Below are 14,769 nucleotides of genomic sequence, written 5' to 3' on the forward strand. Positions count from 1 at the left end.
TTTTAACTCTCCGTTCGATTAAAAATCCCTCATTTTATGAGGGATTTTTACTTTACAGCGCCGGGCGAACACCGAGCGTATGGCAAATGGCGTAGCTCATTTCCGCGCGGTTCAGGGTATAGAAATGGAAATCTTTCACCCCTTCGCGACTTAAAATCTTCACCATGTCCATCGCGATATTGGCCCCCACCAGCTTACGGGTTTCCGGATCGTCGTCCAGCCCTTCGTACATTTTGGACATCCACAGCGGAATGCGCACGTTGGTCATATCTGCGAATTTCTTCGCCTGTTTGAAGTTCGAGACCGGCAGAATGCCAGGAATGATTTCGACATCAATACCCGCCGAGACGCAGCGGTCGCGAAAGCGCAGGTAGCTTTCCACGTCAAAGAAGAACTGAGTAATCGCGCGGCTAGCACCGGCCTCCACTTTACGCTTCAGGTTGAGCAGATCCGCCTGGGCGCTTTTGGCTTCCGGGTGAACTTCAGGGTAGGCAGCCACGGAGATATCAAAGTCGGCAACGTCTTTCAGCAGCCCGACCAGATCGGCGGCAAACATCTCTGGCTTGCCGCTGCCTGGCGGGAGGTCGCCGCGCAGGGCCACAATGTGGCGAATGCCGTTATTCCAGTAGTCCTGGGCAATGGCGCGCAATTCATCACGGGTGGCGTCGATACAGGTCAGGTGCGGTGCCGCTTCCAGACCGGTTCGATCTTTAATGCCCTTAATGATGCTGTGCGTGCGGTCACGCTCACCGGAGTTGGCGCCGTAGGTCACGGAGACGAACTTCGGCTTGAGGCTGCTCAGACGATCGATAGAGCTCCACAGGGTTTGCTCCATTTCACTGGTGCGCGGCGGGAAAAATTCAAAAGAGACGTTAATCTGGCCGTTTACTTCGGCCAGGCTCTGATTCAGGGCTTCCCGCTGGTTGGCGTGAAAAAAGCTCATACCTTACCTCTATCTTTCGCGTGTCGTTGTTTGTTGTGTTGTGAACTTCTATACGTTTAGACGTCCAGATGTAAAAATGACGGAAAAGCGGGATGACGTCAACAGAAATAATCAACATTAACGGTGAGGTTTGTTCAGGCAAGATGAAGGGCGTTCATGATGGGGGTGAGAAGCACGCCCTCTCCCCATTGGGGAGAGGGTTAGGGTGAGGGGTTACAGCAGCTTAGCCAGACGATTAATATCAGACTGAATGGCTCCGGCGGTGACATCACGTCCCGCGCCCGGGCCACGGATCACCAGCGGGTTATCGCGATACCAGCGGCTTTCGATGGCGAAGACGTTGTCGCACGGCAGGAGCGCCGCCAGCGGATGTTCAGGACGCACCGCCTCCACGCCCACGCGCGCTTTACCGTTCGCCTCGAAACGCGCCACGTAACGCAGCACCAGGCCCATCTCGTTAGCCGCTTCCAGACGTTGCACCATCTGCTCGTTCAGCTCGTCACCGTTCTCGAAGAAGTGATCGACGGACCCCTCCTCGCAGCCCGCAGGCACCAGAGACTCAACGCGTACCTGACCCGGCTCAATGTCGTAGCCGGCTTCACGCGCCAGGATCACCAGCTTGCGCATCACATCTTTACCGGCAAGGTCAACGCGCGGATCCGGCTCGGTTAAGCCCTGCTGCCACGCCTGATCCACCAGGTCGGTGAACGGAACGGTGCCATCAAACTGCAAAAACAGCCAGGAGAGCGTGCCGGAGAAGATCCCGCTCAGCGCCAGAATGCTGTCGCCGCTTTCAATCAGGTCGCGCACGGTATGGTTCACCGGCAGACCCGCGCCAACGGTGGCGTTATACAGCCAGTGACGGCCCGTTTTTTCGAATGCGTCATGGATCTGACGGTATTTATCAGTGCTGCTCGCGCCCGCCAGCTTGTTGGCGCTGATGACGTGGAACCCATAGCTGGCAAAATCCAGATACTGATCGGCCAGCTGTTCGCTGGCGGTCACATCCAGCACCACCAGATCGTCGTACGGGTGCGCGCGCATCCACAGGAACAGCGACTCTTCATCCTGCTCAACCGCTTCATCGTTAAAGAAGGCCAGCGCCCGGCTGGCGTCCAGCCCTTCGTAGTTCAGCAGGCTGCGGCGGCTGTCCACCACCCCTGCCAGAATAAATTCAAACCCGGTACGCGCCGAAAGCGTTACCTGCTCGCGGGCGAACAGCTCCAGCCAGCGGGAACCGATGTTCCCTTTCCCGAACAGTACCAGGCCGATGCGTTTTTCCGCGCGGAACAGGGAGGTGTGCAGACCCTGAATCAGGCTTTCGGTTGGCCCTTTACGCAGCACGGCAACCAGACTGATGCCCTCTTCCGACTGCCAGGTGAACTCCACCGGCTGACCTTTCAGTTGCTGCCAGAAGCGGTGGCAGTGGAGCGGGTTACGGGTGACGCCCGCGCCCACCATCGCCACCAGCGCCAGCCCCTGACGCAGGCGAAGCTCGCCCGGCAGGCCCGCTTCATCCAGAATTTTCAGGGCGCTGTCCACCACTTCAGCGGTATAGCAGAACTGCAACAGCTGACGATCGTTATGTACGCCAACGGCCAGCGGACGCACCTGGGCACGTTTCAGGATGGTGTCGATATCTTTGTGTGCCAGTTTGAAATCCTGGCCCGCAGGCACCTGGAACTCAATCAGGCAGATGTCATCATGGCTGGTGACAATGCGCGCGCCCGTACCGGATGCCAGCACGCGTTCAATGCGGGTGGAACCCTGATCCGGCGTGTAGCTACAGCGTAGTTGCAGGTCGATGTCGCTGCCGGAAACCGGCTGTAGCGTGCGCGCGTGCAGCACCGGGGCCGCCAGACGCGCCAGTTCGCTCGCTTCGTCGAGACGCAGCAGCGGCAGCAGGCAGGCATCTTTTACTTTGCGCGGGTCCGCGCTGTAGACACCGGCCACGTCGCTCCAGATGGTGACGCGGGACACGCCCGCCAGGGCACCAATCTGCGTTGCCGAGTAGTCAGAGCCGTTACGGCCCAGCAGAACGGTTTCGCCGGCATTGCTGCGGCTGATAAAACCGGTGACGACAATACGTTTACCAGGATGTTGCACCAGTAGCTGTTGCAGCAGCGGGTAAGACAACCCTTCGTCCACCTGCGGCTGTGCGGCACGTTCGGCACGCAGGAAATCACGCGCGTCGAGCCAGGCGGCTTCCACACCAAGATGTTGCAGCACGGCGGCCATCAGGCGCGCAGACCACACTTCACCGTGGCCAACCACTTCCGCATACACTGCATCGGTAATGCCGCTGTCCAGCAGAGCGGCCAGACGCTCAAGGTCGTGCGTAAAAGCGCTAATCAGCCCGTCCGCCACGTCCGCAGGCAGCAAACCGGCAATCAGTTCACTCTGGTAACGACGTAAGGACTGTTGCACCTGATGCGCAGAGAGGCGATCGGTCTGGCTCAGTTTCAGCCAGCTAATCAACTGGTTGGTGGTGCTGCCCGCCGCAGAGACAACCATCATGTCCCCCGGCTGTGAATACTCGGTCATGATCCCTGCGACACGCAGGTAACATTTCACATCAGCAAGACTACTACCACCAAACTTGTGCAGCTGACGACCCTTCGTCCCTGCCTGCGCTATCACACTCATGATTACCCCTTGGCTGCGACCCGGAAGCCATTTTCCAGATCGGCAATTAAATCTTCAGAATCTTCAATACCGGTCGAGATACGCAGCAGCGTCTCGGAAATCCCGGCGGCGGCACGTGCTTCGGGTGCCATACCTGCGTGCGTCATGGTTGCGGCGTGGGAGATCAAGCTTTCTACTCCCCCTAAGGATTCCGCCAGCGTAAACAATGACAACCCGCTCAGGAAGCGACGCAGCGTTTGCTCGTCACCGTCCAGTTCAAAACTTAACATCGCGCCAAATCCTTTCTGTTGGCGCGCGGCAATCTCGTGCCCCTGGTTTTCCGGCAGCGACGGGTGATAAAGCTTCTTCACCAGCGGCTGGGTTTTCAGGAAATCCACGATCGCCTGGGCATTACGCTGCGCCACGTCCATACGCGGCGACAGCGTACGGATGCCGCGCAACAGCAAATAGCTGTCGAACGCGCCCGCGGTGACGCCAATGTTATTGGCCCACCATGCCAGTTCGGTGACTACATCAGGATCTTTGGCAATCACCACACCTGCTACTACGTCAGAATGGCCGTTCAGATATTTAGTGCATGAATGCAACACCAGATCGGCACCCAGTGCCAGTGGGTTCTGAAGGGCCGGACTGAGGAACGTATTATCCACTACACTTATCGCTCCCGCATCCCTTGCGAGCTGACAAATTTTCGCAATATCGACTACGCGCAACAATGGATTGCTTGGACTTTCCACCAGCACCAGCTTCGGCTGCTCGGCAAGCGCCTGTTTCAGCGCCTGTTCGTCGTTTTGATCGACAAACAGCACACGGTAGCAGCCACGTTTCGCCAGGCTATCAAACAGACGATAGCTGCCGCCATAACAGTCGTGCGGCGCCACCAGCAGATCGCCAGGTTTCAGGAACACCGTAGTCACCAGGTGAATGGCAGACATGCCGGTATTGGTTAATACCGCACCCGCACCGCCTTCCAGTTCCGCCAGCGCGCGCTGGGTGACGTCACGCGTAGGATTGCCGCGACGCGAGTAGTCATGCGCGCGGGGTTCATTAAATCCGGTGAAATTATAGGTGCTGGAGAGATGAATTGGCGGGACAACGCAGCCGTACTGCTCGTCATCATTCAATCCGCTACGCACTGCGATGGTGGCCTGTTTACGCGTCATGGTGAGGCTTCCTGGCGAATGAGGTGAAAAGTCAGGCACCAGAGTAAACATTGAAAGTATGGACGTCAATACATCTGGACATCTAAACTTCTTTGCGTATAGATTGAGCAATGTGCAAATAGCCGTTAAAATTATATGCTTTAGGACACGCTACAGCGGCAATATCCGTGCCTCGGTATCGTCTCTACGGTAAACTACGCAAGATTACGGTTCAAAACTGATGGTTACCGGTTTTGCACCTTTAGATTAATGACTGAGAGGATTAAAGGTATCTCATGGCTGAATGGAGCGGCGAATATATCAGCCCATACGCTGAGCACGGTAAGAAGAGTGAGCAAGTCAAGAAAATCACGGTGTCCATTCCTCTGAAGGTGTTGAAGATCCTCACCGATGAACGTACGCGTCGTCAGGTGAACAACCTGCGTCACGCCACCAACAGCGAACTGCTGTGCGAAGCGTTCCTGCATGCGTTTACCGGCCAACCGTTGCCGAACGATGACGATCTGCGCAAAGAGCGCAGTGACGAAATTCCAGAAGAGGCGAAGGTGATCATGCGTGAACTGGGTATCGACCCGGATACGTGGGAATACTGATAAGCGGATACAAAAAAGGCACCTTGCGGTGCCTTTTTTTCGGGAAACTTATTTAGCGCCCGGGATGCTGAAACGCTTGTTGAAGCGGTCAACACGGCCACCGGTTGCAACATCACGCTGCTTACCAGTGTAGAACGGGTGGCATTTGCCGCACACGTCCAGGTTCAGATCGTGACCCACGGTAGAGCGGATCTGGATAGAGTTACCGCAAGAGCAGTTTGCAGTAATCATTTCGTATTTCGGGTGAATATCTTTTTTCATGGGAGAACCTCAGTTAAGGCCGCGTCGCTCTTCCAGCCCTAACGCCAGACACCACGCGATGTTGAATGTAAGTTCTTTGGCGTAAAATACACCAAAGGCGGCGAATCATACAGAATTTGACCAACGTATGCAAACTGATCCGCACGCCGCTTTCACTAATGTGTATACTAACGCGCCACTTTTCAAGTCAGGAAGATTCGATGCCCGTCGCTCACGTTGCCCTGCCCGTTCCGCTTCCCCGCACCTTTGACTACCTGCTGCCCGACAGCATGAGCGCCAAAGCGGGCTGTCGCGTGACCGTGCCGTTTGGCAAACAGCAGCGTGTGGGGATCGTGGTGTCCGTCAGCGAACACAGCGAACTGCCGCTTAACGAGCTGAAATCGGTTGTTGAGGTGCTGGACAGCGAGCCGGTTTACTCCACCAGCACCTGGCGACTGCTGCTGTGGGCGGCAGATTATTATCATCATCCGATTGGCGACGTGCTGTTCCATGCCCTGCCCATTATGCTGCGCCAGGGCAAGAGCGCCAGCCACGCGCCAATGTGGTACTGGTTTGCCACCGAGCAGGGCCAGGCTGTGGACATTAACAGCCTGAAGCGCTCGCAGAAACAGCAGCAGGCGCTGGCCTCGCTGCGCCAGGGAAAAATCTGGCGCCATCAGGTCGACGAGCTTGAGGTAAGCGAAACCGCGTTGCAGGCATTAAGGAAGAAAGGGTTGAGCGAGCTGGCCAGTGAAGCACCTGCCCTTCACGACTGGCGCGACGGCTTTTCCGTCTCGGGCGATCGCCTGCGTCTGAATACCGAGCAGGCCACCGCCGTGGGCGCGATTCACAGCGCCGCCGATCGTTTTTCCGCCTGGCTGCTGGCGGGCGTCACCGGCTCCGGTAAAACCGAAGTATATCTGAGCGTGCTGGAAAACGTGCTCGCGCAGGGCAAACAGGCGCTGGTGATGGTGCCGGAAATCGGCCTGACGCCGCAAACCATCGCGCGTTTCCGTGAACGCTTTAATGCGCCCGTTGAGGTTCTGCACTCCGGCCTGAACGACAGCGAGCGCCTCAGCGCCTGGCTGAAAGCGAAAAACGGCGAAGCGGCGATTGTGATCGGCACCCGTTCATCGCTGTTTACGCCGTTTAAAAATCTCGGCGTTATCGTGATCGATGAAGAGCATGACAGCTCCTATAAACAGCAGGAAGGCTGGCGCTACCACGCCCGCGACTTAGCCGTGTACCGCGCCCACAGCGAGCAAATCCCCATTATTCTCGGGTCCGCCACCCCCGCGCTTGAAACGCTGCACAACGTTCGCCAGTGTAAATACCACATGCTGCGCCTGACGCGACGCGCGGGGAATGCCCGCCCGGCCATTCAGCATGTGCTGGATCTGAAAGGCCAGCAGGTGCAGGCCGGGTTAGCGCCTGCGCTGATTAGCCGCATGCGCCAGCATTTGCAGGCGGGCAACCAGGTGATCCTGTTCCTGAACCGCCGCGGCTTCGCGCCTGCGCTGCTGTGCCACGACTGCGGCTGGATCGCGGAGTGCCCGCGCTGCGATCACTACTACACCTTCCACCAGGCTCAGCGCCATTTACGCTGCCACCACTGCGACAGCCAGCGTCCGGTCCCCCGTCAATGCCCGTCCTGCGGCTCAACGCACATCGTGCCGGTCGGTCTGGGAACGGAACAGCTTGAACAGGCGCTCGCGCCCTTCTTCCCGGACGTGCCCATCTCCCGTATAGACAGGGATACCACCAGCCGTAAAGGGGCGCTGGAACAGCAGCTTGCGGAAGTGCATCGCGGCGGCGCGCGCATCCTGATTGGTACTCAGATGCTGGCGAAAGGGCACCACTTCCCGGACGTGACGCTGGTCGCCCTGCTGGACGTCGACGGCGCGCTGTTCTCCGCGGATTTTCGCTCCGCCGAGCGTTTCGCCCAGCTTTATACCCAGGTTGCCGGTCGCGCTGGTCGAGCGGGTAAGCAGGGCGAGGTAGTGCTGCAAACGCACCACCCTGAACATCCGCTGCTGCAAACTCTGCTGCACAAAGGCTATGACGCCTTCGCGGACCAGGCGCTGGCCGAACGTCAGACGATGCAGCTTCCCCCATGGACCAGCCACGTTATCATCCGTGCGGAAGATCATAATAACCAGCAGGCGCCGCTGTTCCTGCAACAGCTGAGAAACCTCCTGCAAGCCAGCCCGCTGGTGGATAATCAGCTGTGGATTTTAGGCCCGGTACCCGCGCTCGCCCCGAAACGCGGGGGCCGTTTCCGCTGGCAACTCTTACTTCAGCACCCCTCGCGTATCCGTTTACAGCAGATCGTCAGCGGCACGCTGGCGCTGATCAATACCCTACCGGAAGCGCGAAAAGTGAAGTGGGTTCTTGACGTCGATCCGATTGAAGGCTGAAGACGGATCGAAAAATTTAATGCGCCTCACACTTTTTATGAAAATTCTGTAACCGATTCCATTAACTATCTGTAAAAATGGTGCAGTCCGCAGTTCGGTGTTCAGGCGAGGAGAAGACGTTGAAGTCCAGGAAAGAGGTTGCCTCGGCGACCATGAAAGACGTTGCCGAGAAAGCACAAGTCTCAACAGCAACCGTGTCCCGCGCATTGATGAACCCTGACAAAGTCTCCCAGGCGACCCGAAACCGGGTTGAAAAGGCGGCGCTTGAGGTCGGTTATTTCCCGCAAGCCATGGGACGCAACGTTAAACGCAACGAATCCCGCACCATCCTGGTGATCGTGCCGGATATCTGCGATCCCTTCTTCAGCGAAATCATCCGCGGCATTGAGGTCACGGCCGCCGCCCAGGGCTATCTGGTGCTGATTGGCGATTGTGCTCACCAGAACCAGCAGGAAAAAACGTTCATCGACCTGATCATCACCAAGCAGATTGATGGCATGCTGCTGCTTGGCTCACGCCTGCCGTTTGATGCCAGCATTGAAGAACAGCGCAATTTACCGCCGATGGTCATGGCGAACGAATTCGCGCCGGAGCTGGAGCTGCCAACCGTTCATATCGATAACCTCACCGCCGCATTCAACGCCGTGAACTATCTTCAGGAACTGGGGCATAAGCGTATCGGCTGTATCGCCGGACCAGAAGAGATGCCGCTGTGTCATTACCGCTTGCAGGGCTACGTTCAGGCGCTGCGCCGTACCGGGGCTATCGTCGATCCGCACTACATTGCGCGCGGTGATTTCACCTTTGAAGCGGGCGGGCAGGCGCTGGAAAAATTGCTGGCCTTGCCAGAACCGCCCACCGCGGTCTTCTGCCACAGCGACGTGATGGCGCTGGGGGCGTTATCCTACGCCAAACGTCACGGCCTGCGCGTGCCGCAGGACCTGTCGATAATCGGTTTTGATAATATTTCACTTTCGGAGTTTTGCGATCCGCCGCTTTCGACCGTTGCACAGCCGCGGTATGACATCGGCCGTGAAGCGATGCTGCTTTTGCTGGATCAGCTGCACGGTCAATCAGTTAGCAGTGGGTCACGACTACTGGATTGTGAGCTGATTGTGCGCGGCTCTACCCAGGCATTAACTTAAAGTAAATACCTTTCGACACCCTTATCTGGTCAAAGCCCCGTCGCTTAAGTAACATGGCGGGCTGACGAACGAATAAATACAGCGAAACGATAGTGGCACAACGAGATTATGTACGTCGCGGCCAGCCGGCACCTTCGCGACGCAAAAAGAGTAGTTCAAAAAGCAAGCAACGCAGCCTGTCTGCTGTCTCCCCAGCTATGGTCGCCATTGCTGCGGCTGTGCTGGTGGCCTTTATTGGCGGCCTCTACTTCATTACGCATCATAAAAAAGAAGAGTCTGAAGCCCTTCAGGGTAATAAGGTCGTCGGCAACGGCCTGCCGCCGAAGCCTGAAGAGCGCTGGCGCTACATTAAAGAGCTGGAAAGCCGCCAGCCTGGCGTACGTGCGCCTACCGAGCCTTCTGCCGGGGGTGAAGTAAAGAATGCCGATCAGCTGACGGACGAACAGCGTCAATTGCTCGCTCAGATGCAGGCGGACATGCACCAGCAGCCTACGCAGCTGAACGAAGTACCGTGGAACGAACAAACCCCGGCGCAGCGTCAGCAAACGTTGCAGCGCCAGCGTCAGGCTCAGCAGCAAACGCAACAGCAGCAGTGGACGCAGACGCAGCCGGTACAGCAGCCGCGTACACAACCGCAGCAGCAGACGCGTACCGTACAAACTCAGCCTGTCCAGCAGCAACCGAAGGCGCAGCCGCAGAAGCAAACGGCACAGCCGTATCAGGATCTGTTGCAGACGCCTGCGCATACCACTGCGCAACAGCCAAAAACGCAGCAGGCTGCGCCGGTCACCAAAGAGACCGAGGCACCGAAGCAGACGGCTGAGAAAAAAGATGAACGCCGCTGGATGGTTCAGTGCGGTTCGTTTAAAGGCGCCGAACAGGCAGAAACGGTGCGTGCTCAGCTGGCATTTGAAGGATTTGACTCACGCATTACCACCAACAACGGCTGGAATCGCGTAGTAATTGGACCGGTCAAAGGCAAAGAAAACGCAGACGGCACCATTTCCCGTTTGAAAGTGGCTGGCCACACAAACTGCATTCGACTCGCCTCCGGGGGTTGAAACCCCCAAAATCCCCCCCATCTATCATTTAATTCAGCCCTGAGCACAGGCTCAGGGCTTCTGTTTCCCGAATCTGTAACCAGGGGGTCTGCTCGTGACAACAATAGTAAGTGTACGCCGTAACGGCCAGGTGGTAATTGCCGGTGATGGCCAGGCCACGCTGGGTAATACCGTCATGAAAGGCAACGTGAAGAAAGTACGTCGTCTTTATAACGACAAAGTGATCGCCGGTTTCGCAGGCGGCACGGCTGATGCCTTCACGCTGTTTGAACTGTTTGAACGCAAACTGGAAATGCATCAGGGTCATCTGGTGAAAGCCGCCGTTGAGCTGGCAAAAGACTGGCGTACCGACCGCATGCTGCGCAAGCTCGAAGCGCTGCTGGCCGTGGCTGACGAAAACGCCTCGCTGATCATCACCGGTAACGGCGACGTGGTTCAGCCTGAAAACGACCTGATTGCCATCGGCTCTGGCGGCCCGTACGCCCAGGCCGCAGCCCGTGCGCTGTTGGAAAATACCGACATGAACGCGCGCGATATCGCGGTGAAAGCGTTGGATATTGCAGGTGATATCTGCATCTATACCAACCACAATCACACCATCGAAGAATTACCGTCTAAAGCGTAAGGATCGCCCATGTCTGAAATGACCCCACGCGAAATTGTCAGCGAACTGAACAAACACATTATCGGCCAGGACGACGCCAAGCGCTCCGTGGCTATCGCACTGCGTAACCGCTGGCGTCGCATGCAGCTCGACGAAGAGCTTCGCCACGAAGTAACGCCAAAAAATATTCTGATGATCGGCCCGACCGGTGTGGGTAAAACCGAAATCGCCCGTCGTCTGGCCAAACTGGCTAACGCGCCGTTCATCAAAGTTGAAGCCACCAAGTTCACCGAAGTGGGCTATGTGGGTAAAGAAGTGGACTCCATCATCCGTGACCTGACCGACTCGGCGATTAAGATGGTGCGTGTCCAGGCAATTGAGAAAAACCGCTATCGCGCCGAAGAGATGGCCGAAGAGCGTATTCTCGACGTGCTGATCCCACCGGCAAAAAACAACTGGGGACAGGCTGAACAGCAGCCTGAACCTTCTGCTGCGCGTCAGGCATTCCGCAAAAAACTGCGCGAAGGCGAGCTGGACGACAAAGAGATTGAGATCGATCTCGCTGCCGCGCCAATGGGCGTGGAAATTATGGCGCCTCCGGGCATGGAAGAGATGACCAGCCAGTTGCAGTCCATGTTCCAGAACCTGGGCGGGCAGAAGCAGAAAGCGCGTAAGCTAAAAATCAAAGACGCGATGAAGCTGCTGATTGAAGAAGAAGCCGCGAAGCTGGTTAACCCGGAAGAGCTGAAACAGGATGCTATCGACGCGGTTGAGCAGCACGGTATCGTGTTTATCGACGAAATCGACAAGATCTGTAAGCGCGGCAACGCGTCCGGCCCGGATGTCTCACGCGAAGGCGTTCAGCGCGACCTGCTGCCGCTGGTGGAAGGTTGCACCGTCTCCACCAAGCACGGCATGGTTAAAACTGACCACATTCTGTTTATCGCCTCCGGTGCGTTCCAGATTGCCAGCCCGTCTGACCTGATCCCGGAACTTCAGGGACGTCTGCCAATCCGCGTCGAGTTGCAGGCGCTGACCACCGAAGATTTCGAACGTATCCTGACTGAGCCAAACGCTTCTGTGACCGTACAGTATAAAGCGCTGATGGCGACCGAAGGCGTGAACATTGAATTTACCGATGACGGTATCAAGCGCATCGCCCAGGCCGCGTGGCAGGTCAACGAAACCACCGAAAACATCGGTGCGCGTCGTCTGCACACCGTGCTGGAACGCCTGATGGAAGACATCTCTTATGATGCGAGCGACCTTAACGGTCAAAGCATTACCATTGACGCAGACTATGTGGGCAAACACCTGGATGCGTTAGTGGCAGATGAAGATCTGAGCCGTTTTATTCTATAATCGCGTTCAATGCATTTTCATCACTGTTGATGGGGGCTATGGCCCCCATTTTTATTGGCTAAATAACTATGACTGATATCAGCCGTACACAGGCGTGGCTCGAAAGTCTGCGCCCTAAAACGCTTCCTCTGGCTTTTGCCGCCATTATCGTCGGTACCACGCTTGCCTGGTGGCAGGGTCATTTCGATCCGCTGGTAGCAGGTCTGGCGCTTGTCACCGCCGGGCTGCTGCAAATCCTCTCTAATCTCGCCAATGATTACGGCGATGCGGTAAAAGGCAGCGACAAGCCTGACCGCATCGGGCCGCTGCGCGGGATGCAAAAAGGGGTGATTACCCAGGCACAGATGAAACGGGCGCTGATTATCACCGTGGTGTTGATTTGCCTGTCCGGGCTGGCGCTGGTGACGGTCGCCTCGAAAACCACCAGTGATTTCATTGGCTTCCTGGTGCTGGGCTTGCTCGCCATTATTGCAGCCATTACCTATACCGTCGGGACGCGTCCTTACGGGTATATTGGTCTGGGCGACATCTCCGTGCTGGTGTTCTTCGGCTGGCTGAGCGTGATGGGAAGCTGGTACTTACAGGCGCACACGGTGATCCCTGCCCTGTTCCTGCCGGCGACCGCCTGTGGTCTGCTGGCGACGGCGGTGCTGAATATCAATAATCTGCGCGACATCGACAGCGACCGCGAGAACGGTAAAAACACGCTGGCCGTGCGTCTGGGTCCGGTGAATGCACGCCGCTATCACGCCTGCCTGCTCATCGGCGCGCTGGTCTGCCTGGCGCTGTTCAATCTGATTTCGCTGCACAGCCTCTGGGGCTGGCTGTTTGTGCTCGCCGCACCGCTGCTGATTAAGCAGGCCCGCTACGTTATGCGTGAACTCAGCCCGGCCGCCATGCCACCGATGCTGGAACGTACGGTAAAAGGCGCGCTGTTGACTAACCTGCTGTTCGTCATCGGGATTGTCTTAAGCCAGACGCTGAGTTAGCTGACAAATATCAATTAACAATTGATGATTTTGCCAACAACGCATTTCGCACGATATACTGAACACATTCGCAGCAACAGAGCGTTAAACCTATGAAATACGATACCTCCGAGCTTTGTGACATCTACCAGGAAGATGTCAACGTCGTTGAACCCCTGTTCTCCAACTTTGGTGGACGGTCGTCGTTTGGCGGACAAATCATCACGGTGAAATGTTTCGAGGACAACGGGTTGCTGTACGATCTGCTCGAAGAGAACGGTCGTGGTCGCGTCCTGCTGGTGGATGGTGGCGGTTCCGTGCGCCGTGCATTGATTGATGCTGAACTGGCGGGAATTGCCGTCCAGAACGAGTGGGAAGGCATTGTGGTGTACGGTTCCGTGCGTCAGGTGGACGATCTCGAAGACCTGGATATCGGGATTCAGGCCATCGCGGCCATACCGGTAGGCGCAGCGGGCGACGGCATCGGCGAAAGCGACGTGCGCGTCAATTTCGGCGGCGTGACCTTCTTCTCGGGTGACCACCTTTATGCTGACAATACCGGCATTATCCTTTCTGAGGATGCGCTGGATATTGAGTAGTTAATCGGTAAGCGAGATGCATAAAAAAACCGCCAACAGCAATGTGGCGGTTTTTTTGTCCCTCGGGATTCGCGGTCCGTTGGGACGTCTTACAGACTAACACCAAGGAACTTCATCATACTCTCGCCCAAACCTTGGGCAACCCTTCCTAACCTTTATAAAATCCTAATTGTCTGTGAATACCTTAACTACCTGGTTGATGCTCATTATGATACCGCGTCCCTTTCCGCCATCTCGCAAATGGGCATCGGTCCAGGGAAAGGTGTATTCACTACCGTAAAGCAGGCTAACATCAAGGCTTGTGTCCACCGACTTATCACCGGTGGTGAACGGTGGAGCGGTAAGCAGCAGGGACCGCATAATGAAACGCTATTTATGTATCGCGTTCATTGTCGCCAGCGTACTCGTGGTAAAGAGCGATGAACCTGTTGGGTTTGTTGCTTTTGCTACGACAGCGCAGGACAAGTAGCGTTAAGGCCGCCCAGGGCGGCCTTTTTTATGGTTTGATATCGGTTAGCGGAAACCATAAAAAAGCCGGGTGGCGGCTTCGCCTTACCCGGCCTGTTCAATGCATTCCCTAAGGAAATCAAACTTCTTCCATACGTCCCAGCAGCGCCTGCAAGCGTTCCTGCCAGCCGTTCTGCTGTTCGCGCAGCTGGTTGTTTTCGCGCTCCAGTTCTTCACGGCTGTGCTGAGCATTCTGAACTTCCTGTGACAGGGAGTTGTTCTTTTCTTTCAGCTCTTCAATTTCCATTTGCAGCAGCGTGATGGTGTCAATCGCCTGCTGTACTTTCGATTCCAGTTTCTCAAACACTTCTAAAGACATGATCCTACCTCTCCTGAATTGCAAGGCGACGCTTTAACGTAAACGCGCACAACATATGTTCCGATTGTATGGAGCGCCGTCGCCCCTGTCCAGCGGCATGCCACGCAGATCGCGGTTTGCAACACTTTTCGGCCTCGTCCTGGTGCGTTCGCCGCATATACCCCTAAGTTGTTAACCCATAAGTTAAAGAAATGATTCAGCC

13 protein-coding genes are annotated in these 14,769 nt (G+C 56.5%); 8 read left to right on the top strand and 5 right to left on the bottom strand.

The annotated features are described in order from the left end of the window. Nucleotides 1-52: 52 nt before the first annotated feature. The 3 genes from metF to metB all read right to left on the bottom strand — a co-directional run bounded on the left by metF (nucleotide 53) and on the right by metB (nucleotide 4,752). A complete protein-coding gene (metF, locus tag ACOTY5_RS20575; protein WP_045142633.1) occupies nucleotides 53-943 on the bottom strand; it encodes a methylenetetrahydrofolate reductase in 891 nt (296 codons plus the stop codon). A 213-nt stretch (nucleotides 944-1,156) separates the two neighbouring features. Then, nucleotides 1,157-3,589 (bottom strand): bifunctional aspartate kinase/homoserine dehydrogenase II, encoded by a 2,433-nt coding sequence (locus tag ACOTY5_RS20580; protein ID WP_045142632.1) that lies wholly within the window; start codon nucleotides 3,587-3,589, stop codon nucleotides 1,157-1,159. A 2-nt stretch (nucleotides 3,590-3,591) separates the two neighbouring features. Beyond that, nucleotides 3,592-4,752, bottom strand: a complete 1,161-nt coding sequence (metB, locus tag ACOTY5_RS20585) for a cystathionine gamma-synthase (protein ID WP_017383102.1) — start codon at nucleotides 4,750-4,752, stop codon at nucleotides 3,592-3,594. A gap of 275 nt (nucleotides 4,753-5,027) precedes the next feature. Between metB and metJ the strand changes: the two genes are divergently transcribed. Next, the gene (gene metJ, locus ACOTY5_RS20590; protein WP_006179183.1) at nucleotides 5,028-5,345 is read left to right on the top strand and encodes a met regulon transcriptional regulator MetJ; all 318 of its coding nucleotides are present in this window, start codon (nucleotides 5,028-5,030) and stop codon (nucleotides 5,343-5,345) included. A 48-nt stretch (nucleotides 5,346-5,393) separates the two neighbouring features. On the opposite strand, the gene rpmE is transcribed toward metJ, so the two are convergent. Continuing rightward, entirely contained in the window at nucleotides 5,394-5,606 is a 213-nt protein-coding gene (gene rpmE / locus ACOTY5_RS20595) for a 50S ribosomal protein L31 (protein ID WP_003862040.1), read from the bottom strand. Nucleotides 5,607-5,806: 200 nt separating this feature from the next. Between rpmE and priA the strand changes: the two genes are divergently transcribed. The 7 genes from priA (at nucleotide 5,807) to rraA (ending at nucleotide 13,741) form a co-directional block, all read left to right on the top strand. Continuing rightward, nucleotides 5,807-8,002: a primosomal protein N' gene (gene priA, locus ACOTY5_RS20600; RefSeq protein WP_062934166.1), complete on the top strand. Its 2,196-nt coding sequence runs from the start codon at nucleotides 5,807-5,809 to the stop codon at nucleotides 8,000-8,002. A 119-nt stretch (nucleotides 8,003-8,121) separates the two neighbouring features. Further along, nucleotides 8,122-9,147, top strand: a complete 1,026-nt coding sequence (gene cytR / locus ACOTY5_RS20605; RefSeq protein WP_017383100.1) for a DNA-binding transcriptional regulator CytR — start codon at nucleotides 8,122-8,124, stop codon at nucleotides 9,145-9,147. A 92-nt stretch (nucleotides 9,148-9,239) separates the two neighbouring features. Beyond that, nucleotides 9,240-10,208 (top strand): cell division protein FtsN, encoded by a 969-nt coding sequence (gene ftsN, locus ACOTY5_RS20610; RefSeq protein ID WP_421632009.1) that lies wholly within the window; start codon nucleotides 9,240-9,242, stop codon nucleotides 10,206-10,208. Nucleotides 10,209-10,302: 94 nt separating this feature from the next. Then, on the top strand, nucleotides 10,303-10,833 hold the full coding sequence (hslV, locus tag ACOTY5_RS20615) for an ATP-dependent protease subunit HslV (protein ID WP_003862036.1): 531 nt from the start codon (nucleotides 10,303-10,305) through the stop codon (nucleotides 10,831-10,833). 9 nt (nucleotides 10,834-10,842) lie between these two features. After that, complete coding sequence (gene hslU, locus ACOTY5_RS20620; protein WP_015569947.1) at nucleotides 10,843-12,174, top strand: HslU--HslV peptidase ATPase subunit; 1,332 nt, start codon at nucleotides 10,843-10,845, stop codon at nucleotides 12,172-12,174. A 62-nt stretch (nucleotides 12,175-12,236) separates the two neighbouring features. Continuing rightward, on the top strand, nucleotides 12,237-13,163 hold the full coding sequence (gene menA / locus ACOTY5_RS20625; protein WP_087924327.1) for a 1,4-dihydroxy-2-naphthoate polyprenyltransferase: 927 nt from the start codon (nucleotides 12,237-12,239) through the stop codon (nucleotides 13,161-13,163). Nucleotides 13,164-13,255: 92 nt separating this feature from the next. Continuing rightward, nucleotides 13,256-13,741: a ribonuclease E activity regulator RraA gene (rraA, locus tag ACOTY5_RS20630; RefSeq protein ID WP_033487969.1), complete on the top strand. Its 486-nt coding sequence runs from the start codon at nucleotides 13,256-13,258 to the stop codon at nucleotides 13,739-13,741. A gap of 586 nt (nucleotides 13,742-14,327) precedes the next feature. Here rraA and zapB read toward each other — a convergent pair. Continuing rightward, on the bottom strand, nucleotides 14,328-14,567 hold the full coding sequence (gene zapB / locus ACOTY5_RS20635; RefSeq protein ID WP_003862031.1) for a septal ring assembly protein ZapB: 240 nt from the start codon (nucleotides 14,565-14,567) through the stop codon (nucleotides 14,328-14,330). Nucleotides 14,568-14,769: the final 202 nt, after the last annotated feature.

This window comes from Enterobacter cloacae complex sp. SHL018 (assembly GCF_049237905.1).
In the GTDB taxonomy this organism is placed as follows: domain Bacteria; phylum Pseudomonadota; class Gammaproteobacteria; order Enterobacterales; family Enterobacteriaceae; genus Enterobacter; species Enterobacter hormaechei_C.

Excerpts from the sequence above, each read along its gene's own strand:
- zapB (WP_003862031.1), bottom strand. The coding sequence starts at position 14,567 with ATGTCTTTAGAAGTGTTTGAGAAACTGGAATCGAAAGTACAGCAGGCG.
- rpmE (WP_003862040.1), bottom strand. The coding sequence starts at position 5,606 with ATGAAAAAAGATATTCACCCGAAATACGAAATGATTACTGCAAACTGC.
- rraA (WP_033487969.1), top strand. The coding sequence starts at position 13,256 with ATGAAATACGATACCTCCGAGCTTTGTGACATCTACCAGGAAGATGTC.
- hslU (WP_015569947.1), top strand. The coding sequence starts at position 10,843 with ATGTCTGAAATGACCCCACGCGAAATTGTCAGCGAACTGAACAAACAC.
- metB (WP_017383102.1), bottom strand. The coding sequence starts at position 4,752 with ATGACGCGTAAACAGGCCACCATCGCAGTGCGTAGCGGATTGAATGAT.
- priA (WP_062934166.1), top strand. The coding sequence starts at position 5,807 with ATGCCCGTCGCTCACGTTGCCCTGCCCGTTCCGCTTCCCCGCACCTTT.
- metF (WP_045142633.1), bottom strand. The coding sequence starts at position 943 with ATGAGCTTTTTTCACGCCAACCAGCGGGAAGCCCTGAATCAGAGCCTG.
- ACOTY5_RS20580 (WP_045142632.1), bottom strand. The coding sequence starts at position 3,589 with ATGAGTGTGATAGCGCAGGCAGGGACGAAGGGTCGTCAGCTGCACAAG.
- metJ (WP_006179183.1), top strand. The coding sequence starts at position 5,028 with ATGGCTGAATGGAGCGGCGAATATATCAGCCCATACGCTGAGCACGGT.